General features: G+C 76.0%; 20 protein-coding genes. 4 read left to right on the top strand and 16 right to left on the bottom strand.

Annotated features, from left to right (window positions below; translation table 11 throughout):
* Positions 1-52: 52 nt before the first annotated feature.
* From O7600_RS05715 to O7600_RS05650, 14 genes are all read right to left on the bottom strand, one after another.
* Positions 53-970, bottom strand: coding sequence for a hypothetical protein (locus O7600_RS05715; protein WP_281592630.1), 918 nt, complete (start codon positions 968-970; stop codon positions 53-55).
* On the bottom strand, positions 967-1,728 hold the full coding sequence (locus O7600_RS05710) for a phage tail protein (protein WP_281592629.1): 762 nt from the start codon (positions 1,726-1,728) through the stop codon (positions 967-969). The genes O7600_RS05715 and O7600_RS05710 overlap by 4 nt, the downstream gene beginning before the upstream one ends.
* Positions 1,709-4,336, bottom strand: coding sequence for a putative baseplate assembly protein (locus O7600_RS05705; RefSeq protein ID WP_281592628.1), 2,628 nt, complete (start codon positions 4,334-4,336; stop codon positions 1,709-1,711). Before O7600_RS05705 ends, O7600_RS05710 begins: the two co-directional genes overlap by 20 nt.
* Positions 4,333-4,782 carry a GPW/gp25 family protein gene (locus tag O7600_RS05700; RefSeq protein ID WP_281592627.1) on the bottom strand — a complete coding sequence of 150 codons (450 nt, stop codon included), beginning with the start codon at positions 4,780-4,782 and terminating at the stop codon, positions 4,333-4,335. Before O7600_RS05700 ends, O7600_RS05705 begins: the two co-directional genes overlap by 4 nt.
* On the bottom strand, positions 4,779-5,117 hold the full coding sequence (locus tag O7600_RS05695; RefSeq protein ID WP_098744535.1) for a hypothetical protein: 339 nt from the start codon (positions 5,115-5,117) through the stop codon (positions 4,779-4,781). The genes O7600_RS05700 and O7600_RS05695 overlap by 4 nt, the downstream gene beginning before the upstream one ends.
* A complete protein-coding gene (locus tag O7600_RS05690; RefSeq protein ID WP_281592626.1) occupies positions 5,117-6,688 on the bottom strand; it encodes a phage baseplate assembly protein V in 1,572 nt (523 codons plus the stop codon). The genes O7600_RS05695 and O7600_RS05690 overlap by 1 nt, the downstream gene beginning before the upstream one ends.
* 121 nt (positions 6,689-6,809) lie before the next feature.
* Positions 6,810-7,568 carry a hypothetical protein gene (locus tag O7600_RS05685; RefSeq protein ID WP_281592625.1) on the bottom strand — a complete coding sequence of 253 codons (759 nt, stop codon included), beginning with the start codon at positions 7,566-7,568 and terminating at the stop codon, positions 6,810-6,812.
* Positions 7,569-9,140: 1,572 nt separating this feature from the next.
* Entirely contained in the window at positions 9,141-9,623 is a 483-nt protein-coding gene (locus tag O7600_RS05680; protein WP_091574102.1) for a phage tail protein, read from the bottom strand.
* A 1-nt stretch (position 9,624) separates the two neighbouring features.
* On the bottom strand, positions 9,625-10,869 hold the full coding sequence (locus O7600_RS05675; RefSeq protein ID WP_099160690.1) for a phage tail sheath subtilisin-like domain-containing protein: 1,245 nt from the start codon (positions 10,867-10,869) through the stop codon (positions 9,625-9,627).
* Positions 10,870-10,886: 17 nt separating this feature from the next.
* The gene (locus O7600_RS05670; RefSeq protein WP_281592624.1) at positions 10,887-11,567 is read right to left on the bottom strand and encodes a carboxypeptidase-like regulatory domain-containing protein; all 681 of its coding nucleotides are present in this window, start codon (positions 11,565-11,567) and stop codon (positions 10,887-10,889) included.
* Positions 11,564-12,172, bottom strand: coding sequence for a glycine zipper family protein (locus O7600_RS05665; protein WP_281592623.1), 609 nt, complete (start codon positions 12,170-12,172; stop codon positions 11,564-11,566). The genes O7600_RS05670 and O7600_RS05665 overlap by 4 nt, the downstream gene beginning before the upstream one ends.
* 14 nt (positions 12,173-12,186) lie before the next feature.
* On the bottom strand, positions 12,187-12,531 hold the full coding sequence (locus O7600_RS05660; RefSeq protein ID WP_281592622.1) for a hypothetical protein: 345 nt from the start codon (positions 12,529-12,531) through the stop codon (positions 12,187-12,189).
* Between the two features lie 143 nt (positions 12,532-12,674).
* A complete protein-coding gene (locus tag O7600_RS05655) occupies positions 12,675-13,472 on the bottom strand; it encodes a DUF3153 domain-containing protein (RefSeq protein ID WP_281592621.1) in 798 nt (265 codons plus the stop codon).
* A 141-nt stretch (positions 13,473-13,613) separates the two neighbouring features.
* Positions 13,614-14,090 (bottom strand): nitroreductase/quinone reductase family protein, encoded by a 477-nt coding sequence (locus tag O7600_RS05650; RefSeq protein ID WP_281592620.1) that lies wholly within the window; start codon positions 14,088-14,090, stop codon positions 13,614-13,616.
* Between the two features lie 199 nt (positions 14,091-14,289).
* On the opposite strand from O7600_RS05650, the gene O7600_RS05645 reads away from it, so the two are divergent.
* The gene (locus O7600_RS05645) at positions 14,290-16,614 is read left to right on the top strand and encodes an isoamylase (RefSeq protein ID WP_281592619.1); all 2,325 of its coding nucleotides are present in this window, start codon (positions 14,290-14,292) and stop codon (positions 16,612-16,614) included.
* 25 nt (positions 16,615-16,639) lie between these two features.
* On the opposite strand, the gene O7600_RS05640 is transcribed toward O7600_RS05645, so the two are convergent.
* The gene (locus O7600_RS05640) at positions 16,640-17,794 is read right to left on the bottom strand and encodes an FAD-dependent monooxygenase (RefSeq protein WP_281592618.1); all 1,155 of its coding nucleotides are present in this window, start codon (positions 17,792-17,794) and stop codon (positions 16,640-16,642) included.
* Positions 17,795-17,862: 68 nt separating this feature from the next.
* Here O7600_RS05640 and O7600_RS05635 point away from each other — a divergent pair, with 68 nt between their 5' ends.
* Together O7600_RS05635 and O7600_RS05630 are read left to right on the top strand one after the other, a co-directional pair.
* Positions 17,863-18,486 (top strand): TetR/AcrR family transcriptional regulator, encoded by a 624-nt coding sequence (locus O7600_RS05635; protein ID WP_281592617.1) that lies wholly within the window; start codon positions 17,863-17,865, stop codon positions 18,484-18,486.
* Between the two features lie 148 nt (positions 18,487-18,634).
* Entirely contained in the window at positions 18,635-19,777 is a 1,143-nt protein-coding gene (locus tag O7600_RS05630; RefSeq protein ID WP_281592616.1) for an FUSC family protein, read from the top strand.
* Positions 19,778-19,784: 7 nt separating this feature from the next.
* Here the strand turns inward: O7600_RS05630 and O7600_RS05625 are convergent, their stop codons facing one another.
* Positions 19,785-20,774, bottom strand: a complete 990-nt coding sequence (locus O7600_RS05625) for a LacI family DNA-binding transcriptional regulator (RefSeq protein WP_281592615.1) — start codon at positions 20,772-20,774, stop codon at positions 19,785-19,787.
* A 118-nt stretch (positions 20,775-20,892) separates the two neighbouring features.
* Between O7600_RS05625 and O7600_RS05620 the strand changes: the two genes are divergently transcribed.
* Positions 20,893-22,110: an MFS transporter gene (locus O7600_RS05620; RefSeq protein WP_281592614.1), complete on the top strand. Its 1,218-nt coding sequence runs from the start codon at positions 20,893-20,895 to the stop codon at positions 22,108-22,110.
* Positions 22,111-22,196 lie beyond the last annotated feature (86 nt).

The following is a 22,196-nucleotide window of genomic DNA, read 5'->3' as shown; positions in this document are numbered from 1 at the left end:
GTTCCCTCGGTTCGCGACTGCGGGGCTCGCAACACCGGCTCACTCCTCGCGCTCACGGTTGCCCGGCGGGGGTGAAGCGGATCTGGTCCACCCCGGCGAAGTAGCGGTCGGTGCCCTGGGTCTTGCTCACCGCCACCAGCGTCAGCTTGTGCGTCCCCCGGGTCAGCTCCAGCGTGCCCACGTCCACCTCGTCGGTGCGGACCACGGTCGGGGTGAACCCGAAGAACGTGTCGCCGACCTGCCGGCCGTCGACCAGCCAGATCGTGTTCGCGTAGTCGAACGAGGTGGTGCGTACGGTGGAGAACCGCCAGGTGCCGTCCGTCGGCAGGTCCACCTGCACGGTCACCCGGTCGCCCACCGCCCTGCCCAGGAAGAACAACTGCGCGTCGCCGGACCAGACCACGTCGCAGCAGTTCTCCTGCGCCACCACCTCCGCCTTCGCGGCGGTGGTCGACTGCACGGCGGCGCCGGCCACGAGCGTCTCCGCCTCCACGGTCACCGCCGCCCGGGGCGGCGGCTCGGTGTCCGGGCCACGGGTCACCAACCACACCACCACGCCGGTCACCACCAGCAACAGCACCGCCGCGGCCGCCAGCCACGGCCACGGGGAACGCTTCGGCGGTACGACCGCGCGCACGTCGTACGTCACCCGGCCGCTGGAGCGGGAACTCTCCTCCGGGGCGGTGTTCGCCGAGTACGCGAACCCGGTCATGTCGTAGCGCCGGGGCGGCGTGCCGGGCGGCACGGCGAGCCGCACCAGGAACGACACCGAGCCCTGCCCGGGCACCACCCGCTGCGGCTCGGCCACCGTGAACCAGGCGCGCTGGCTGCCCTCGCCGGGCGCGACGTCGAACACCACGGTGTCCGGCGCGGTGCCCGGGTTCGACACGGTGAAGGTCAGCTCCCCGGCGTTGCGGGCGTCCAGGGTGAACTGTTCGGCGGCGGCGACGACGGTCCATTCGGTGGTCATGACGGCTCCTCGGGCGGCTGGTGGGGCGGGGGTGGGGGCACGTGCGCCCGGCCGACCGCGCGCACCGACGCCACTCCGGTCGCGCCGTCCGGGGCGGTCTCGTCGGCCTCCGGACCGGTCGGCGCCGGGTCGGCCGGCTCCGGACCGGGCGGTGCGGGGTCCGGCGGTGCGGGGTCGGACGGTGCGGGGTCCGGCGGTGCGGGGTCGGGTGGGGGCGGGTCCGTGGACGGCGCCGGGACGCCGGGCGGCGCGGCGTTGGCGGCGAGCACCTCGACGGTGACCGCGGCCGGCTTCTCCGCCTCGACGATCCGGGTGACCAGCGCGATGCGGTCCGCGGCGGCCGGCGGCACCCGCACCACCAGGTGGAACGGCCGGTCGGCCGGCTCGTCCAGCACGAACCCGGTCACCCCGGTGGCCAGTTCCAGGGCGGTGCGCATCCCGTACGGGGTGCCCCGCCACCGGGCCAGCAGCGCGCCGTGCGCGACCAGGTCCCGCAGCCGGCCCACCGGCAACGGCAGCGGCGCGTCGACGCGGGGCGCGGCGACCACGTGGTCCATCGCCACCCACCGGGTCAGGTACGCCACGAACCCGTCCGGCGTCCGGTACGCACCGAACAGCGCGTCGACGTCGGCGAGCACCGCCTCGTCCGGGGCGTGCAACGCCTCCATCACGTCCAGCAGCGCGCCCAGCACGCTGCCCGGGCCGGCGGCCCGCTGGTAGGCGGCCGGCAGCAGCCGCTCAATCGCCGTTCGACGCATCCTGCCGCACCACCTCGATGTCGTGCTCGCCGGAGCAGAGCAGCCAGGTGCCGGGAACGGTGACCACGTCGGCGGTGGCCTGGTTGGCGCTGGCCGCCCAGTCCTCGGCGTCGCCGCTGCGGAACACGCCGCGCTCCCCGCCGGCCAGGACCAGCCGTCCGGCGCCCGACGGGCCGGACGGCGCGGTCGCGGCGATGGCGTCCACCGGCACGAAGCGGGTCCGGTCGCGCAGCGGGAGGCCGCAGTTGACCATCACCGACTGCCACTGCGGCTGCCCGGCCAGGGTGTCCAGCCGCACCACGCCGCCGCTTTGCGTGGCCGCCAGCGCCAGCGGGCCGCTGAACGCCAGATCCCGGCAGGTGCCGCCGATCCAGCCGGCGGCCATCGACTGCCACTTGACGTCCGACTCGAACAGCCGGGTGCGGTGGCAGCCCTGGCCGGGTTTCTTCGGGTCCGGTTCGCCCGCGCCGCACCACAGCAGCGTGGCCGGCCCGTCGTACTGCACGGCGAGGACCCGGTTGTCCACGTTGGCCAGGCCGACGTGGGCGAACGTGCCCGGCCGGCCGGCCGCGGTGGACAGGTAGACGCCGAAGCCGGCCTGCGCGGCCACCGCCACCCCGGGCGCGCCCCGCTCGGAGACGAAGGACCGGACCGCGTAGAAGCCCCGGTCCGCGTCGGCCGGGTCGACCAGGATCTGCAACGGCACCGCCCCCGGCAGCAGCGGCACCTCGTAGAGGCCGGCGTCGGTGGCCAGCAGCAGCGCCCCGGTGCCGTCGCGGTCGATCCAGGCCAGGTCGCGTACGCCCGAGTCGAGGTCGGTGAGCAGCGTCCAGGTCTCGCCAAGGTCGGTGCTCAGCCGGACCCGGGAACCGCCGGCATCGCGGGCGGTCACCACCGCCACCGAGCCGGCCCGGGGCACCACGCCGGGGCGGGCCGGTGCGGGGGCGGGGACCACCCGGACCACGGTCTCGTCGTCGTCGAACCGGCCGGCCGGTTCCCAGCCCGCGCCGGCGTTGGTCGAGCGGAACAGCACCGGGCCGCCGCCGGCGTACCAGGTGTCGGGCTGGTACTGGTCCACCGCCACGGTGCGCACCCGCGCGTCCGGCGCCTCGTCGACCACGAACCGCACCGACTCGACGTAGCGCACGCCCGGCTCGGCGTGCTCCAGCATCCGGTAGACGTTCGAGGCACGCAGCGGCTCGCCGAACGCCCACCCGGTCGGGTTCAGCGGCGTGGGCAGCGGGCTCAGCGTCTGGTGCAGCCGGTCGTGGATGCGGCGGCGGACCGCGTCGACGTCCTCCTCGCGGCGCACCACCACCCGGGCCCGGATGGAGACCGCCTTGTAGCGCGCCCAGCTCGCGCGCACACCCGTACCCAGGGCGCGCCGCCGCTCCAGGTCGGCCTCGACCCGGCGGCGCGCCTCCTCCACCTCGTGCTCGCGCAGCACCGCCACCGGCAGCCGGCCACCGGGCCGGGCCGCCTCCGGCACGTACGGCACCAGCACCACCTCGACCTCGCCGGGGCGGGCGAAGCTGTAGACCGCGGCGCGGGTGAACGCCCGTGCCCGCGCCACCGCGCCCGATCCGGCGGCCAGGATCTCGAAGTCCCGGGCGGTCACCGCGCGCTGCTGGGCGAAGAACTCGTACGGCCCGCGCGCCAGCACCGACTCCAGCGACTCCAGCTCCCGGCCGCCGGTGGCCGGCGCCGGGTTGTCCACCTTCACCCCCGGCAGCGGGTCGCGCAGGCTGGTCAGCACGCCCGCCGCGACGTTGCCGGCCGGCCCGCCGCCGCAGCGGTACCAGAGCCGCACCTGCCGCCCGGCCGGCGGCACCGCCGCCACCGTGGTCACCCGGGCCGCCCCCTCGACGGCCGGGTCGTCCCCGAGGGTCGGGCGCAGGTCCAGCGCCGGGGCGAACGTGAGCACCCCGGCGGCCCGGTCCACCAGGTAGACCTTCGCCTGCGGGCCGAGACCGGCGAAGCTGTCCACCGGCCGCCAGATCTCGTACGTGCGACCCTCGTGCTCCCGGGCCGCCGCGCCCAGCTCCACCGAACCGGTCGGCACCTCCACACCGAGCAGCAGGTCCAGCGCCTCCGTGGTGCGGGTCAGCGGCGCGCGGGCGGCCCGGAACACCTGGCCGGGCTGCCCGGTGCCGGTGCCCAGCAGCTCCGCCTCGACCGGCTCGCAGTGGTGCACCCGTACCGTCACCGTGGTCTCGCCGGCGGGCAGCACCGCCGGTTCGGTGGTCACGAAGACGACCGGCCGGGGGTCCGCGCCCCGGGCGGCGGCGACCCGGGTGCCGGCCGGCACCCGGACCGCGCCGCGGTCCGCGCCGGTGCGGGTGAAGCGCACGTCCGCCCAGGCCGCCGCCGGTGGGTGCCGGCTCACGCCGAGCAGGTTCAGGAACGCCACGTACGCCTTCTCCGGCAACTGGTTCAGCCGGTAGATCATCACCTCGGTCAGGTAGGCGAACGCCTCCAGCAGCGCCACGCCCGGGTCGTGCGCGGACAGGTCGGTCCAGTCCGGACAGGACCGACGGATCCGATCCCGGGCCTCGGTGACCAGGTCGAGGAAGGCGCGGTCGTCCAGGTGCGGCACCGGCAGCGTCATGACGTGCCCTCCTCGTCAGGGGTGTCGCCGGGTTGCTCGTCGGCGGGGAGCAGGTCCACGGAGAACACGAGCTGGCCGGGGGAGAGGCTGGCCCGCACCCGGTAGTCCAGCCGGATCACCAGGCGCCACGGGTCGTCCGGGTCCGGCCCGGCGTCCACGTCGAGCACCTCCACCCGGGGCTCCCACCGCCGGATCGCCTGCCGGACGTAGTGGATGGCCAACCCGGCGGTGGTGTCGTCGTTCGGCGCGAAGACCAGGCGGTGCAGCCGGGAGCCGTAGCCGGGACGCATCAGCCGCTCGCCGGGGGTGGTGGACAGCAGCAGGTACAGCGCCTGGCGTACCGTCTCGTCGCCCTCGGTCATGGCGAGGCCGCCGGCGGCGGTCAGCGCCAGGCCGCCGGCGCGACCCGCGTCGAAGCCGGCGCCGACGAAGCGGAAGGCCCTCATGCGTCCGCCCCCAGGAACGCCTGCCGCGGGTCGCGGACCTGGTGGTGCACGGTGCCCGGCGGGGTGCCGTCGGTGAGGCCGTCCAGGTGCGACAGCACCACCGGCTGGCGGTCCACCCGCAGCCAGGTGCTGTAGCCCACGGTGACGGTCTTGGTGTGCAGGCAGGGTTTGATCGTCGGGCCGTAGTTCGGGCAGGCGGTGATGTCGCGCTCCTCCGGGTCGGGGCGCACCAGCACCGGGACACCCCGCACGGTGACCCAGTGCTGCGACGGGCGGTTCGCCACCCGCCCGTCGTGTCCGCAGGTGATCAGCGAGTCGCGGTGGATCCAGCGCATCAGCCACCTCCGTGGGCGCGGGCGAGCGTACGGGCCTGGGCGGCGGCGGTATCGGCGTCCTCCGCCGTCGGGGCGTGCAGGAAGTCCACGGTGCGGGCGCGCACCACCATGGCCCGTCCGGGCGCGGAGAGCACCAGGTCGCCCGCGGCGTGCACGGTGGTCAGCTCCGGCCGCAGCTCGACGAAGCTGCCGGCGTCGGTGGCCAGCCGCAGCGTGCGCCCGTCGTCGTCGATCACGATCGACTGGCCGGTGCCGGTCCGCATCGACCAGCGGCGGGACCGCCCGGAGACGATGCCCGCATCGTACGGCTCGACCGCGCCGAACAGCGAGCCGAGCACCACGCCCGAGGCCGGCTCGCCCCCGGGCAGGGCCACCAGCACGGTGTCCTCCGGGTCGGGCAGTGCGACGATCCCCTTGCCCCGGCCCGCGCCCGGGCAGAGCACGGCGAGCCAGCCGGCGTCCAGGTCCCCGTAGGCGGGCAGCGTCACGCGGGCCCGGCCCAGCCCGTCCGGGTCGGCCACGTCGGTGACCGTGCCCAGGGTGACCGTGGCCGGGGGCGGCGCGGCGGCCGACGACGGGTCGGGCGGGACGGTGGAGAACCGGGTCAGGTGCCCGTCCGCGTCCACGGTGTGCACCACCTCGGTCAGCACGTACACGCCGGCGACCGGCTCGGGCACGCCGGCCAGCGCGATCCGCCGACCCGGCCGCAGCGCGGGATCACCCTCGGCCGTGCCCTCGGCGGTGACCAGCGCGGCGACCCGGGCGTCCAGCCCGGCCTGGGCCAGCGCGGCCAGCTCGTCGTCGCTGCGCCCGGGCTGGTCCACCGCCGTGCGGACCCCGTCCGCGCCCACGTCGCCCGGATCCGGGCGCAGCGGGATGCGCCGTCCGCTGCGGGCCTCGCCGGCCCGCTGCGCCAGCGGCTCGGCGCGTTGCGGGTGCCAGCCCAGCGCGGCGCACTCGCGGCCCGCGCGGTCCAGGTTCTCGGTGACCCGTAGCGCGTGCACGGTCTCGCCGAGCGTCAGCGCGACCGGGTCCCCGTAGCCGTCGAGGGTGCACAGCCGCAACCGGTCGCCGTCCACGGCCAGCCGCAGCCCGGCCCGACCGGCCACCTCGCGCAGCAGCTCCAGGTCGGTGTGCCGGTGCTGGAGCAGCCGGTCCAGGCGCGGCCCGTCGTCCTCGGCGGCCACGCTCAACCCCAGCCCGGCGCACAGCTCCCGAGCCAGCTCGGCGGCGGTCACCGACTCGAACACCCGCAGCTCCTGGCGCTTGCGCAGCCGGTGCAGCGGGTCGTACGCGCGGATCCGCAGCAGGGCGGCGCCGTCGCCGGCGTACTCCACCTCCACGGCGGTCACCTCGCCGGCGAACAGGTCCTCCGACTGCCCGTCCAGGCGCACGTCGAGGGCGGCGCCGGGGCGTACCGGCGGGTCCAGGGCGCCCGCGCCGGGGGCGGTGGCCAGGGCCAGCTCGCACTGCGTCGGCTGGTCCAGCCGGGCGGCCACCCGGATGCCGCGCAGCCGGGACGGGTCGGCGAGCGGCCGACCGTCGACGGTCACCGCCGCGGCCCGGATCACGGCCGGCCCGCTCTCGGCGTGCCGGCCGCCGGCCGCGGGGCAGGGTGCCTCTCGGCCGCTGTCCGCAGGGTGACCGCCGCGAGCGCGGCGCCGGCCCGGGGCGGGGTGGGTTCTGGTGTGGTCACGGGGCGCCTCCGGTGGTGGTGGCGTCGGGTGGTGGGCCGGCGACGCCGCTCGGGGGCACCGCCAGCGCGGTGCCGGCCGGCACCGCGAGCGGGTCGGTGATCCGGTTGTGCTCGGCGAGCAGCCGCCAGCGCAGCGGCGAGCCCAGCGCGTCGTGGGCCAGCAGGTCGAAGCGCACCCCGGACCAGCCCGGCTCGGCCGCGCCGTCGGCGGCGGCGACCACCGCCGACCCGGGCGCCACGGTCGGCGTGCTCGCCGCGGCCAGCTCCTCCTCGAAGCCGGCGCGGGCCGCGTCGGCGGTCTCCGCCACCCGCACCAGGCGCAGGCGCAGCCAGGAGCGCCGCGGCGTGCCGGTGAGGGTGAACGCGTCGAAGCGCTCCGCGATCGCCGTGATCACGCCGGGCACGTTCCAGGTCTTGCCCCAGACCAGCCGGACCAGCGGCGGGCGGGGCCAGCCGTGCTCGACGGTCGAGTTCTCCGCCAGCATCCACAGCGGACGGGTCAGCGCGCGCACGTCGGCGGGGCGGGTCGGCGACTCCACGAAGTCGATGTCGAAGAGCAGGTCCAGCACCAGTTCGGTCCGACCGCCGCCGGTGAAGACCAGCGGATCGTCGGCCCGGCCGGCGCCGACGAGCGGCCCGTCGGGGCCGCCGCGCGGGCGTACCCCGGCGAGCCGGGTCACCTGCACGGTCTCCGGGTTGAGCAGGCAGTCCACCCGGGTTCCGGACTCGTCCACGAGGAAGGCGACACGCTCCATCAGCCACCCGCCTGTTCCCGGTCCAGCCGGGCCGTGTCGCCCCACGGCACGGCCCGCGTCGCCGGGGTCCCACCCACCGGCTCGCCCGGCAGCGCCGGCCACGGGTCCGCGTGTGCCGCGCCGCCCTCGGTCGCCCGGCCCGCGCCGGTCGGCGCCGGGCTCGTCGTCCGGGTCGGGTCGGCGTCGTCGGGCAGGGCGGGCCAGGGGGCGCCGGACGCGGGCCGCGTGGGTCGATGCTCCGGTCGCTCCCGGAACTCGCGGCCGAGCGCCGGGTCGCGCCCGTCCGGACGCGGTGAACCAGCGGCCCGACTCAGAGGGTGGCCGGCGGACTCGGCGAAACCACGCCCACGGTCTCCGCCGTGCGAGGCCGGTGCCGACCGCAGGGCCGGTGACGCGGCAGCAAACACGAGTGGACGTCCGTCCCCCCGGCCGGGCGGAGGGTCTGCACCGGCGATGTCACATGGGTGCGGTCCGCGGCGCCGGTCGGCTGGCGCGCGGCCCTCGCGGCCGGACCGTCGGGTGGGCGTCGACGCCATCTCCGGTCCGTCGAACGGCCTACCGCCCCGCGATGCGACAGTGCCCGTGGCGTCGGCCGTGGGCGTCGACCCGATCGCGCCGGCTGCGCCGCTCGTGGCTGCTGAGCCCGCGGAGCCACTCGGGTCGGCCGCACCGGTCCCGCCGGCCGCGCGCGCCGTGCCGGCTGTGTGCCCCGTGTCCGCGATGCGCGGCGTTCTCTCCGGGCCGCCTGGCCCGGGCACGGACCGGTACGCCGGAGCGATGGAAGGCGACGCGGCGTCACCCGGCCGCACGTCACCGTTGACGCGGAACCCGGTATCCGCCGCCGAGCATCCCGTCCCGGACGGTTCGCTCCCCGCACCCGCCCAGGTGGAGGCCGTTCCCGGCCCGGGTGGTCCCGTGTCGGGCGGTGCCGTGCCCCGTTCCGCCGGCCCGCCGTCGACCCCCGTCTCCAGACCACCGACGTGACCTGCCGGTGCGGCACCCCGTCCACCGACATCCTCCAGCGCCCCGTCCCCGCGCCGCCCCGTCCCGCCACAGCCGAGACACACCCCCAACGACGCGGAGTTCCCACCCGCCGAGAACCCCGTCTCATCCTGCGGAAGCTGTGGGAGATCTTGGTAGGAAACGGCCCCTATAGGGGCCCTTTCGTACCAAGATCTCGACGGATCGGGAGCGGGGGAGTGCCGCCGGGGCCGGGGCAGGCCGCGCAACAGTGCCTTCCAGCCTCGCCGCAGCCGGCCCGCCCGAGGCCGTCGCGCCGGAACCCCGTCCGCGTCGCCGCCCGTCGGTCCGTCCTCGCCCCCCGTCGACCGGCCGTCCGCCCACTCCTCGCGTGCCGGCTGGCCGGTGAGCGGCGACGCGGACGGACCGACGGGCGGCGACGCGGACGGGGGCGGGGGAAGGTCGCGCAGCAGGCCGGGGGCGTGCGCCGCCACCAGGCGCCGCCAGTGCTCGGGCGGCTGGCCGGGCGGGGGCGGCACGTCCTCCGGTGACGACGGTGAGCCCGGTCCGGACAGGCGGTCGGCGGCGACCCGCAGGGCGCGGGCCAGCCGGTCACGCGGTCGTCGGGGCGGCGGCACCGCCGGCCTCCAGCTCCAGTCCCTCGTACGCCAGGGTCAGCGCCTCGATGGCGATCTCCTGCGACAGGGTGTTGAGGTGCGCGCCCCGCCACCGGGTCGGCCAGGCGTTGATCATGTTCCAGCGCAGCACCTCGGCGGTGCCCGCCGGGTCGAGCAGCACCACCGAGACGTTGCGCCGGTTGACCGTGCCCTTCGCCGCCGCGTTCACCCAGTCCCACAGCTCGCGTGAACTGGTCAGGCCGAAGTGGAGGGTGACCGGGGCGTACTCGACCTGACCCGGCACGGCCCGGATGCGCTCGTTGCCGGCCTCCCGGTACGACAGCGCCGGTATCGCCACCTCGAAGCCGCTGACCTCGGTGAAGTGGCCGTTGGTGATGCCGTTGATGAGCAGCTTGAAGTGGTACGCGCGGTACGGGTCGACGGGTGCGCCCGGCTGCGGCGTGGCCGTGGTGGGCATGTCAGCCTCCGATCGTCTCGGTCTCGGTGCCGCCGGCCCACTGGCTCAGCTTGAACACCACGAACTCCGCGGGCTTGACCACGGCGATGCCGATGTGCGCCACCACCATCCCGGCGTCGCGTACGTCGGCCGGGTTGGTCTCCTCGTCGCACTTGACGAAGAACGCCTCCTCGGGGGTGCGGCCGAGCAGCGCGCCGTCGCGCCACACCCGGGTGAGGAACGCGCCGATGTCGCGGCGGATCGAGCGCCACAGCGTGAAGTCGTTCGGCTCGAAGACCATCCACCGGGTGCCGTTGGCGATCGCCTGCTCGATGGAGATGGAGAGCCGCCGTACGTTCAGGTAGCGCCACTCGCTGGCCTCGGCGGCGAGCGTGCGGGCGCCCCAGAGCCGGATGCCCTCGCCGGCGAAGAACCGGATCACGTTGACGCCCTTGGGGTTGAGCACGTCGTGCTCAGGCCGGGTGACCCGGTACGCCAGGTCGACCGCGCCGCGTACCGGCTCGTTCGCCGGGGCCTTGTGCACGCCGCGCAGCGCGTCGGTGCGGGCCCAGATGCCGGCCACGTGCCCGCTGGGCGGGGTGAGGACGAGGTCGCCGCTGAGCGGGTCGCGGACCCGGATCCAGGGGAAGTAGAACGTGGCGAAGTCCGACTGCCGGGGCCGGTCGCCGCCGGTGCCGGGCGGCTCGTCGTCGCCGTCCTTCGGCGTGTCCTCGGCGGGCTTGCCGGCAGACGGCTCGGCCGGCTTGGCCGGCTTGCCGGGGGTGGCGACCCGGGTGAGCCGGGAGACGTCGGCCACCTCGGGCGGCGGGTCGCAGATCGCCACCATGGTGCGCAGCCGTTCGGCCATGCTGATCAGGGCCTCGTGCGAGACCGGGTCGTGGTAGCCGGGGGCGGCCAGGATGGAGATCTCGTCGATCGCCTCCAGCAGTTGCAGGCCGCCGCGCCGCCCACCGGTGCCGGTGAGCTGGCCGCCCTCGCCGACGTTGACCACCCAGCAGCGGGTGCCGCCGTTGTCCAGGAAGCCGAACACGGCCCGGGCCAGCGGGGTGCTCTCCAGGTGCTCGCCGTCGGCGTACAGGCGCAGGAACTCGGTCCAGCTGTTCACCGCCAGCGCCTGGCCGACGTGGGCGCCACGGTTGGGCGCCAGCCCGACGAAGGCGGCGGTGCTCATGCCGACCGGGCCGATCGGGCGGGCCCCGCCGGGCACCTCCTCGACGTAGATGCCGGGGGAGAAGTAGGTGGGCATCGGTCCTCCTCGGGACGTCAGTCGGGGGCGCTGACGACGACCAGGTCGTCGCCGTTCGGGTCGAGTTCGGCGGTGTGGACGCGCCCCCGGCCGATCAGCCGGATCCGCACCGGAGCGTCCGGGGCGTCGGGGTCGTGCGGCACGCCGACCAGCCGGAACCGGCCCGCGGCGTCGGTCTCGGTGGCCTGGGCGGTGCCGACCAGCTCCACCCGCAGGGCGGCCAGGGGCTGGTCCTGCGGCCCGACCACCCGGCCGGCCACGGTGCGCATGTCGAGCTGCCGCAGCCGCAGCGGCTGCCGCACCGGCGGCGCGGTGGGGGTCGGCCGGTCGATCCGGGCCGGCACGTCGAGCAGCAGCGCCGGCCGGGGCGCCACGCCGAGCGCCCGCCACAGCGCCGGGTCGCCGGCGGCCAGCACCAGCTCCGGCTGCCCGGCCGCGGTGGCCGCGGCGAGCACCCGGTCCAGCGCCGGCAGCGCCGCCGGCCCGCCGCCGCTGACCAGCAGCCGGACCACGAACCGGTACGGCTCGCGGGCCGCGCCGACGGTCGCGGTCTGCCGGGCCGGCCGCAGCTCCAGCGGCCACACCGTGAGACCGCCGTCCGGGTCGTCGCGCGGCGGACCGACCGGGACGGGCATACCCGCCGTCCCGGTCAGCCAGGCCGTGACGTCCGCGACGGCCGCCTCGATCGCACCGGTCATCGCGGCGGCGTCCCCTGGAACCGGTACGCGATGGCCTCGTTCCAGACGTGCGGGTAGACGCCGATCTCGAAGTAGCGGGTGAAGCGGTTGATCGGCGCGTTGGTGTGGTCGTGCCAGAGCAGCCACACCGGGGCGATGGTGAACAGCGCGTAGTTGAGCGCGACCAGCGGCAGGTAGAGCGGGCCGAGCAGCCGGGCCTGGAGCACGTGCACGTCCTCGTGGCGCTGGATGCCCGGGCTCGACCCGGCGCAGACCGTGCCGATCGTGGTGGCGTAGCGGGGGGAGACGCCCTCGACCACGTTGACCCGCCCGCTGGCGGCCGAGACGACCCGGTCGAGCTGGTGGCCGAAGACCAGGTGCAGGGCCAGGTAGAGCGCGCCGGCGAACGTGTTGAGCAGGCTCCAGGTGTGGTCGACCACGAAGAGGAAGATCCCCTTCGGGTCGGCGCCGTACGTGCCGGCGGAGGCGACCGCCCAGCCGAAGGGCGCGCCGACGAGCAGCCCGACGACCGCGCCGACCAGCAGGCCGACGGTGCCCGCGGCGGCCTGCCCGAGCACGGCGCCGAAGACGATCTGGACGGCGGCGCTGATGATGCCGAAGACCATGGGGGTCACCTCTCTCAGACCCAGGAGCGGACGAAGCGGGGCTCGTTGCCCTGGGCGAGCTGGGTCGGCGACGCCTGTGTCGCCTGCCGGTTGCCCGGGGGCAGCTGGTTGATGCCGAGCGCGGCGGAGAAGATGACCAGGCCGTTGAAGAACGCGATGATCCACTTCTCCGGTCCGGCGTCGGCGGCGAACGCGGCGGTCAGGTAGGACAGCAGGAGCGCGAAGCCCAACGCGATCCACTTGCGCGCCTTGTCGCCGCTCGGTCCGATCAGGCCGCCGATGACGTTGGTGGCGAGCAGGGTTGCGGCGCTGGCGCCGGTGAGACTGCCCAGGGCGGCCCAGGTGAAGAGATCGTTCACGGCGATCCCCCTTTTCGATCGTGCGGTGGTGCGGTCGGGGTGGGATGGTGCGGCGGTCCGTGGCGTCGCCACGGTCGCGCCCGGGTCGGCGGTGGGGGACCGGCGAGGCCTCGCCGGTGGTGGGAGGGCCGCTGCGGCGGGACTCAGGCCGGTGGGCCGATGGGAGGCGTCGGCGCGGCCGGGGCCGCGGATGCGGGCGTGGCGGCGGCCGGTGCGGGGGCCGCGCCGCCGGAGCGACGTCGCCGCAGGACGACGACCGCCACCGCGACCAGGAGCAGCAGCAGCACCACGCCGCCGACGACCAGCAGCCAGGGGAAGGAGCCGCCGGTGACCGCGGCGACGGCCGCGCTGGTGGCGGGCGCGGGTGGCGCCTCGGCGACGGCGCGCAGCTCGGCCGGCTTGGGCTGGTTGGCGACGACCTTCCAGCTCACCGAACGCCCGTTGATCGCGCCGTTCGTGTCGAGCACCCGCCCGGGGAACGTCACGGATATCTCGAAAGACATCAACGTCATGAACGCCTGCTGGTTGCGCGGATCCTGCTCGGCCACCTTTCCGCCGTATTTCTTCGGATCCAGCGGCAGCGAGAAGCGGTAGAGATCGTCGTCGCGGACAAGATTCACACTTTCGCTGGTGAATTGCGACAGCGGTGTTTTCCGGTACGCGATCTGAATGCCGTAGTAGGTGGCGTCCTCGTACCGGCTCTCGACGCCGGCGGGAAGCGTGGGAATGTTCTGCCGCAGTTCGGCGAAGGCCGCCGCGACGTCCGGGTTCCGCTGCTTGAGCACGGACTTCTGGGCGGTCAGCAGGAGCTGGCCGGAGACCGTGTCGTCGGTGTTCACGGTCAGCCCGAGGTTGAGCTGCATGCAGCCGCTCAGTGTCGCCACGAGGGCGAGACACACCGCGAGGCGGAATGCCCGGCTGCGGCGGAGTCTCGTATTCATGCGCCCAGTGTGGGCGGTCGCGTCACGCTCGGCAGTCAGCGATCAGCCAGCGCTTTGTCGCCGATCTTACCGGCCGGCTCTCCCATTCGGACGACCCTGGATTCCGGCCCGCTCGATATTCTGGAAGGTTGTTCGCGAATATCATTCCGCCGTGGTGATCCGAAAGACCGGGAGGTCGGCGGCGACCCGGGTGAAGTCGGCGAGCGGGGCGTCGCGGTCCACCGGGACGTGCGGACGTGCGCCGGGGGCCAGCGCCAGGTGGCGGCGCAGGATCGGCGGCCGCTGCGCCACCGGCACCTCGACCAGCCGGACCGGTTCCCGGCGGACCCGTCGCAGCACCGCGCGTCCGCCGGCGGCGCGGACGTTGGCCACCCAGTTGACCCGTTCGCCCAGCATGGACACCAGGTAGCGCTCACCCTCGTGGTCGGCGACCACGAGCGGCACGGCGACGGTCCGGCCGGTGCGCCGTCCCGACACCTCCAGGGTGACCCAGTGCCGCGGGCCCAGGCCGGCGGCGAACTGCGCGGCGGACAGCGCGTTCATCGCCCGGGCGAGCCGGTTCGGCCGGCCGCCCCGGTACATCCACCTCAGCTGTCGGTGCCACGGCCCCGTAACCATCGGGATCTCCCTCCGTCCCCTCCATTACGGACCTCACCGGGTGGCGTCGGCCAGGGTCGCTCGGCCCCGGGTGCCGGGCCCTTTACCGGATTGAAATCGACTGTTATCTTTCCGGCAAAACTTGCAAGGTCTTGCAGCAACCGGAAGTCGGCCGGCGTCCGTACGCACCATCCACCCCCGCGTCCCGTCGGAGACCGCCATGTCCAGACCCCGTCCGGTCCTCGCCCTCCTCCTCGCCACGGTGCTGGCCGCCGTGGGCCTCACCGCCGCCGCCCCACCCGCCGGTGCCGCCGTCGACGCCCGCGCGCTCGGCGCCCGCTACGACGCCACCGGCTCGGCCATCACGTTCCGGGTCCACTCGACCGCCGCCACCCGCATCGCCGTCTACCTGTACGCCACCCCCACCGGCGCGGCCGAGAAGGTCAGCCACGTGCTGAGCCGGGACGCCTCCGGCGTCTTCGCCGTCACCGTCGACGTCGCCACGCTGCGCACCACCCACGGCATCACCGGCACCGTCTGGTACGGCTACCGCGCCTGGGGGCCGAACTGGCCCTACAGCAGCGCCTGGACGAAGGGCTCGGCCGCCGGTTTCGTGGCCGACGTCGACGCCGCCGGCAACCGGTTCAACCCCAACAAGCTGCTGGTCGACCCGTACGCGCGGGAACTGAGCCACGACCCGCTGCGCCCGGGCGCGACCGACGACTCGGTGTACGCCTCCGGACCGGCGTACCGGACCGTCGACAGTGGCCCGTACGCGCCGAAGGGCGCCGTCCTCGCCGCCGCCCCGAGCGGCGTCACCGGCGTCAAGCCCACCCGCCCGCTCAAGGACGACGTGATCTACGAGGTGCACGTGCGCGGCCTCACCCGCGACGACCCGAGCGTGCCGGCGGCCTGGCAGGGCACCTACCGCGGCGCCGCGACCAAGGCCGGCTACCTCGCCTCGCTCGGCGTGACCGCGGTGGAGTTCCTGCCGGTGCAGGAGACGCAGAACGACACCAACGACGTCGACCCGACCGGCACCGCCGGGGACAACTACTGGGGTTACATGACCCTGAACTGGTTCGCCCCGGACCGGCGCTACGCCGCCGACCGGTCGCCGGGTGGGCCGACCCGGGAGTTCCAGGCGATGGTCAGGGCGTTCCACGACGCCGGCATCAAGGTGCTGCTCGACGTGGTCTACAACCACACCGGCGAGGGCGGGGCGCGCACCGCCGGCGGCGCGACCGTCTACGACCTGTGGTCCTGGCGCGGCCTGGACAACCCGACCTACTACTCGCTGACCGCCGACCGGCAGGCGCCGTACGACAACACCGGCGTCGGCGGCAACTACAACACCTACCACCCGGTCGCCCAGGACCTGATCGTCGACTCGTTGGCGTACTGGAAGGACACGCTCGGCGTCGACGGGTTCCGGCACGACCTCGCCACCGTCCTGGGCAACACCTGCCAGCACGGCTGCTACCGGTACAGCCGCACCGACCCGGGCACCGCGCTCAACCGCATCGTGCGGGAGATGCCGGCCCGGCCGGCCACCGGGGGCGCCGGGGTCGACTGGATCGGCGAGCCGTGGGCGATCGGCGACGGCACCTACCAGGTCGGCAACCTGCCGGCGGGCTGGTCGGAGTGGAACGGCCAGTACCGGGACACCGTGCGCAGCGACCAGAACCGGATGGGCTACGACCCGGTCACCCCGGGCCGGCTCGCCAGCCGGATCGCCGGCTCCGCCGACCTCTACGGCGACGACGGCCGCCGGCCGGGGAACTCGGTGAACTTCCTGGTCGCCCACGACGGGTTCACGCTGCGTGACCTGTACGCCTGTACCGCCAAGAACAACACCCAACCCTGGCCGTACGGCCCGTCGGACGGCGGCAGCGACGACAACCGCTCGTGGGACCAGGGCGGTGCCCCGGCCGACCAGCGTCGGGCCGCCCGCACCGGGCAGGCGCTGCTGCTGCTCTCCGCCGGCACCCCGATGCTGACCGGCGGCGACGAGGTGCTGCGCGGGGTGCGCTGCAACAACAACCCGTACAACCTGGACTCGCCGGCGAACTGGCTGAACTGGAGCCCGGACGGCAACCAGACCACGTTCCGCACCTTCACCTCGCGGCTGGCCGCGTTCCGGGCCGCGCACCCGGCGCTGCGCCCGGCGACCTTCTACTCCGCCGGTGACGGCAACGGCAACGGGATGGCGCAGCTGAGCTGGTTCACCCCGGCCGGGACCGCGCCGGACGCCGCGTACTGGGACGACCCGAACAACCACGCGCTCGGCTGGCGGATCGACGGCACCGAGTTCGGCGACCCGGCGCCGGCGGTCTACGTCGGCTACAACGGCTGGTCCGGCGACGTGAGCTTCACGCTGCCCGCGCCCGGCCCCGGCCGGCAGTGGTACCGGGTCACCGACACCTCCACCTGGGCGGAGGGGCCGGACCAGGTGGCCCGCCCGGGCGCCGAGGTGGCGGTGGGCGGCCAGGGCACGACCTATCTGCTGCGCGGTCGGGGACTGCTGCTGCTGGTCGCCCGCTAGGCGGCATGGCCCGGTGCGCCGGCGGTCAGCCCGGCGGCTGCCAGTCGGCGTACCGGGCCATGCCGCGCAGCGCCGTGCGGGACGGGGTCAACCGGATCACGGTGTCGCGCAGGGCGAGCGCCACCGGGTTGCGCAGCTGCTGGCCGTACCGCGCGGTGCGCAGGGCCGCGCGGGCGACGGCCTGGCTGCGCGGTCGCCGCTGGCGGTCGTACGCGGCCAGCGCGCCGGCGAGGTCCGCCCGACCGGCCGCGCAGACGAACCCCAGCACCACGGCGTCCTCGATCGCCTGACCCGCCCCCTGGCCCAGGTGCGGCGTCATCGCGTGCGCGGCGTCGCCCAGCAACGCCACCCGCCCCCGCACGTACGACGGCAGGGGGGTGGCCAGGTGCAGCAGGTCCGTCCGGAGCACCGCCTCCGGTGGCGTGGCCGCCAGCAGCGCCGGGATCGGCTCGTGCCAGTCGCCGAACCGCTCCCGCACGGCGGCCAGCTCGTCCGGCTCGCGCCCGCCGGGCGCGGCGACGTCCGCGGCGTACCAGTAGAGCCCGCCGTCGCCGAGCGGAACGGTGCCGAACTCCCGGCCGGCGCCCCAGGTGACCGCCGTCGCCACCGGCGTGGGCCAGGGGATCGCCGCGCGCCAGGCCGTCGAGCCCGAGTAGGCCGGTGGCGGCAGCGCCGGCCAGAGCCGGCGGCGCAGCGTGCTGTGCAGCCCGTCCGCGCCGACCACCAGGTCCGCCGCGAGGACCTCGGTGGCGCCGTCCGCCCGGCAGGTGACCGACGGCGCGTCGGCGTCGACGTCGACGACCTCGACGCCGGTGCGCAGCGCCCCGGCCGGCAACGCGCCGCGCAGCAGGCGGTGCAGGGCGGTCCGGTGGATGCCGAGCGCGGTGGTCCCCAGCGCGCGGTGCAGGTCGGCGCCCTCGATCCGGGACAGCCACCGGCCGGAGCGCCGGCGCAGCCCGCCGGGGGTGTCCGGCACACCGTCGCGCCGGACGGCGTCGCCGAGGCCGAGCGCGTCGAGCCCGCGCAGCGCGTTGGCCATCAGCGTCAGGCCGGTGCCGAGCTCCCGGGGGCGGGCGGCGCGCTCCAGCACCGTGACCCGCCACCCGTGCCGGCCCAGCGCGAGGGCCGCCGCCAGCCCGCCGATCCCGGCGCCGACCACCACCGCGTGTGGTTCGCCCACCCCACGCCCCCTTCTACAGATGTAGAAGGTGATACTACCGTGGTCGGGCCCGGCTGAGGAGAGTGGACGTGAGCGCACGAGCGACCCGGGTGGCGACGCTCGCCGACGCGGCCGTGGGGCTGCTCGCGGCCGGCGGCATGCGGGCGCTGACCCACCGAGCGGTCGACGCCGCGGCCGGGATGCCGCCCGGAACCACGTCGGCCTACCTGCGGACCCGGCGGGCACTGATCGAGGCGGTCGTGCAACGCCTGGCCGACCTCGACCGGGCGGACCTGGTCGACCACGACCTGCCCACCGCACCGACCGGGCCCGCGCCGCCGCTCGGGCCGGACGGGCTCGACCACCTCGCCGCCGGCGTGGCGGACGTGCTGGACCGGTGGCTGACCGCGGGGCGCGACCGGACCCTGGCCCGGTACGCCTGCCTGCTGGAGGCCACCCACCGGCCGGAGCTGCGCGCGATCCTGCACCACGGCAGCGTTCTCCGCGTCCAGGCCCGTGAGCTGCTGGCCCGGGCCGGCGCCGCGGACCCGCTGCGGCAGGGCGACCAGTTCGTGGCGTTCGTCGACGGGTTGCTCTTCGACCGCCTGGTCGGCGCCGGCGGCCTCAGCGCGCCACCACCCGGCACCCCCGCCGGTCGGGACGACCTGCGGGCCGCCGTGCGTACCCTGCTGCGGGCGTTCACCGGCGCCTGAGCCGGGCGGCGCGCCCCGGTTCCCGGCCGCCCGACCCGGCCGGCCGCGCGCCTGAGTCGGCCCGCCGCGCCCGGCCCAGGCACCGCCCGCCCGACCCGGCCGGAGCGCGAGACCGGAGGATAGGTGCCGACGGCACAGGAGGTGAGCGATGGCGGCGGGAGCCCGGGGCCGGACCGCTACGGCGGTCCGGGAGGCGGCCGGACGGCTGCGGCGGGGCTGGGTGCCGGTGGTCGAGGCGACGCTGGCGGCCACCGTCGCCTGGGTCCTCGCCACCCGGATCGTCGGGCACCCGCAGCCGTTCTTCGCGCCCGCCGCCGCCCTCATCGTGCTCGGGCAGGCCCGCGGCCAGCGGATGCGCCGGGCGGTGGAGGTGGTGCTCGGCGTCGCCGCCGGCGTGCTCGTCGCCGACCTCGTGGTGCAGGCGCTCGGGCCGCGCACCACCTGGACCGTGCTCACCGTCATCCTGCTCACCGTCGCGCTGGCGGTGGCGGTCGGGGCCAGCTCGGTTACCGTGGTGCAGGCCGCGGTCTCCGCGCTCTACCTGGTGGTGGTCTCGCCGCCGACCGAGTCGCTGGTCCCGTTCCGGTTCGTCGACGCGCTCATCGGCGGCGCGGTGGCGGTCGTCGCCAGCCAGCTTGTCGACGCCCGCCGGCCGCTCGCCCCGCTGGTCGCCGAGTTCCGGCACACCTTCGCCGAGCTGGCCGGCGTGCTCGACGACGTCGCCGCCGCGCTCGACGACACCGACGACGACGCCGCCCTGGCCGCGCTGGAGCGGGCCCGGCACGCCGACGCCGGGGTGGAGCGGCTGCGGGGCGCGGTCCAGGCCGCCGGCGAGGCGCTGCGGCTCAACGTACGCCGCCGCCGGCACCTCGGCCGGCTGCGCTCGGTGCAGGGCTCGATCCGGCAGATCGACTACGCGGTCCGCAACGTGCGCGTGCTGGCCCGCGCGGCGGTCACGCTCACCCGCAGCCCGGCGCCCGTCCCGGCCGATCTCGGCACCGCGGTACGCACGCTCGGCGAGGCCGTCCGCTCGGCCGGCGACGCGCTCGCCGCCGACCTCGACGGGCAGGAGCAGATCGCCGACGGCCACGCCGCCCGGGTCGACGTCGCGGCGTTGGAGGCGGTCCGATCGGCCGGGCGGCTGTTCACCGCCGGCCCGACGCTGCCGCTGGCGATGATCATCGGCCAGGTCCGGGCCACCGCCATCGACCTGCTGCGCGGTGTGGGCGTGGACGACGACGCCACGGTGCTCAGCCGGGTCGACTCGGCGGTCGGCGGGCCGGAGCGCTGAGCGCCGGTCAGGCGCTCTCCCGGGCGACCAGCGTGGACGCGAAGGCGGTCGTCGGCGCGACCGGCGCCCGGGTCAGCACGGCCGTGGCCGCGGCGGCGGCGATCCGGTCCACCGGGTGGGTCGCGGTGGTCAGTGGCGGGCTGCTCACCGCGGCGTACGGCAGGTCGTCGAAGCCGGCGACCGCGACGTCGTGCGGCACCCGCAGGCCCCGCCCGCGCAGCGCCGCGATCACCCCGAACGCGGTGGCGTCGCTGGCCGCGTAGACCGCGTCCACCTCCGGCCACCGGCGCAGCGCCTCCAGCGCCGCCCGGCCGCCCCGGGCGGTGGTGAAGTCGCCGGTCACCACGCGTTCCGGCAGCCCCGCCGCGCGCATCAATTCCCGGTACGCGGTCACCGAACGCTCCGCGCAGACCAGCCAGCGCGGACCGGTGACCATGGCGATGCGGCGGCGGCCGGTGGCGTGGAGGTGGCGCAGCACCGCCTCGGCCCCGGCCGCGTTGTCCACGTCGAACGAGGGCACCGTCGCCGAGCCGGTGCCGATCGAGACGACCCGGCCGCGCAGCCGGGCCGGCACCGCCGCCAGCGCCGCCGGGGTGGTGTTGACCAGGATCACGCCGCAGACGCCCCGGTCGGCGCCGAGCCGGCCCAGGCCCGACGGGTCGCCCAGCGGCAGCCACTCCAGCGCCACCCCGACGCCGTGCGGCGCGCACACCCGCGACGCGGCGCTCACCACCCGGTGCACGTACGGGTCGTCCAGGACCGTCCCGGCGCGGCCGATCACGGCCACCACCAGCCGTACCCCGGCGCCGCGCACCAGCGCCCGGGCCGTGACGTCCGGCACGTAGCCGAGCCGGTCGGCGGCGGCGCCCACCCGCGACCGCGCGTCCGCCGAGGCGAAGCCGTAGCCACCGAGCACCCGGGAGGCGGTGGCCCGCGACACCCCAGCGGCCCGCGCCACGTCGTCGAGCGTGGCGGGTCGTGCGGTCGGCGTGCCCATGCCCGCATCATGCCCGGTCGGGGCCGGCCGGGGTAAGGGGTGGGAGCGCTTGTGGTGGTAGCGCTCTCAGGTGTGCGATGGTCGTCGGGACCACCTCGGGGAAGGGGACGACCGCACCGTGAGCAGCACCCTCGACGCACCGGCCGGGCAGCGGCCACCGGTGCCGCGGCCGGTTCTGGCCGCCCGCACCGGCGTCGCCGTCGTGTTCGCGCTCAACGGGCTGGCGGTGGCGAGCTGGTTCTCCCGGGTGCCCGCGGTCCGGGAGGCGCTCGGGCTCAGCCCCGGCCGGCTCGGCCTGCTGCTGCTCTGCATGTCGGTGGGCGCGCTGCTGGCCATGCCGACCGCCGGTCTGGTCACCCAGCGGCTGGGCCCGGCCCGCACGGTGGCGGTGGCGACGCTGCTGGTCGCGCTCGGCATGACGGTGGCCGGACTGGCCACCGGGCTGGCCGGCTGGGCGCCCGGCGTGGGGCTCGGGCTGGCCGCGTTCGGCTTCGGCTCCGGCCTGTGCGACGTGGCCATGAACGTCGAGGGCGCGGCGGTGGAGAAGCGGATCGGCCGCACCATCATGCCCCGGTTCCACGCCGCCTGGAGCCTCGGCTCGGTGGCCGGGGCCGGGCTGGGCGCCGGGGCCGCCCGCCTCGGCGTACCCATCGAGGTGCACCTGCCGGTGCTCGCGGCGCTGATCCTCGCCGGCACCCTGCTCGGCGCCCGGGCGTTCCTGTCCGCGCCGGCCGAGGCGGCCGGCGCGGGCGAGCCGGCCGCCCGCCGGCGGGCGTTGCTGGCCGCCTGGCGGGAGCCGCGCACCCTGCTGGTCGGCCTGCTGGTGCTGGTCATGGCGTTCACCGAGGGCAGCGCCAACGACTGGCTGGCGGTGGCGTTCGTGGACGGGTACGGGGTCAGCGAGGCGGTCGGCGCCGCCGTGTTCGGCGTGTTCGTGGTGGGCATGACGCTGGGCCGCACCGTCGGCACGGTCGCCATCGACCGGTGGGGGCGGGTGCCGGTGCTCTTCGGCACCATCGGGCTGGCCGCCGCCGGCGCCACCCTGGCCGTGCTGGCCGGCTCGGGTCCGCTGGCCGTGGTCGGCGTGGCGCTGTGGGGGATCGGCGCGTCGCTCGGCTTCCCGGTCGGGATGAGCGCCGCCGCCGACGACGAGGACAAGGCCCCGGCCCGGGTGAGCGTGGTCGCGGTGATCGGTTACACGGCGTTCCTCGCCGGCCCGCCGCTGCTCGGCTTCCTCGGCGACCACTTCGGGGTGCTGCCGGCGCTCGGCCTGGTGCCGCTGCTCCTGCTGCCCACGCTCGCGCTGGTCCCGGTGCTCCGCCAGCCGGCCCGCTGACGGCTCAGCCGACTCCCACCCGGCTCCCAGGCCCCTGCCAGGCCGGCGTGCTGCACTGGGACGGACGCCGAGGAGAGGAGGCGGGC

This window comes from Micromonospora sp. WMMA1998, from assembly GCF_027497375.1.
Classification (GTDB): Bacteria; Actinomycetota; Actinomycetes; order Mycobacteriales; family Micromonosporaceae; genus Micromonospora; species Micromonospora sediminicola.
The sequence above is the reverse complement of the archived record's forward strand: the minus strand, read 5'-3'. Positions and strand labels throughout refer to the sequence as shown.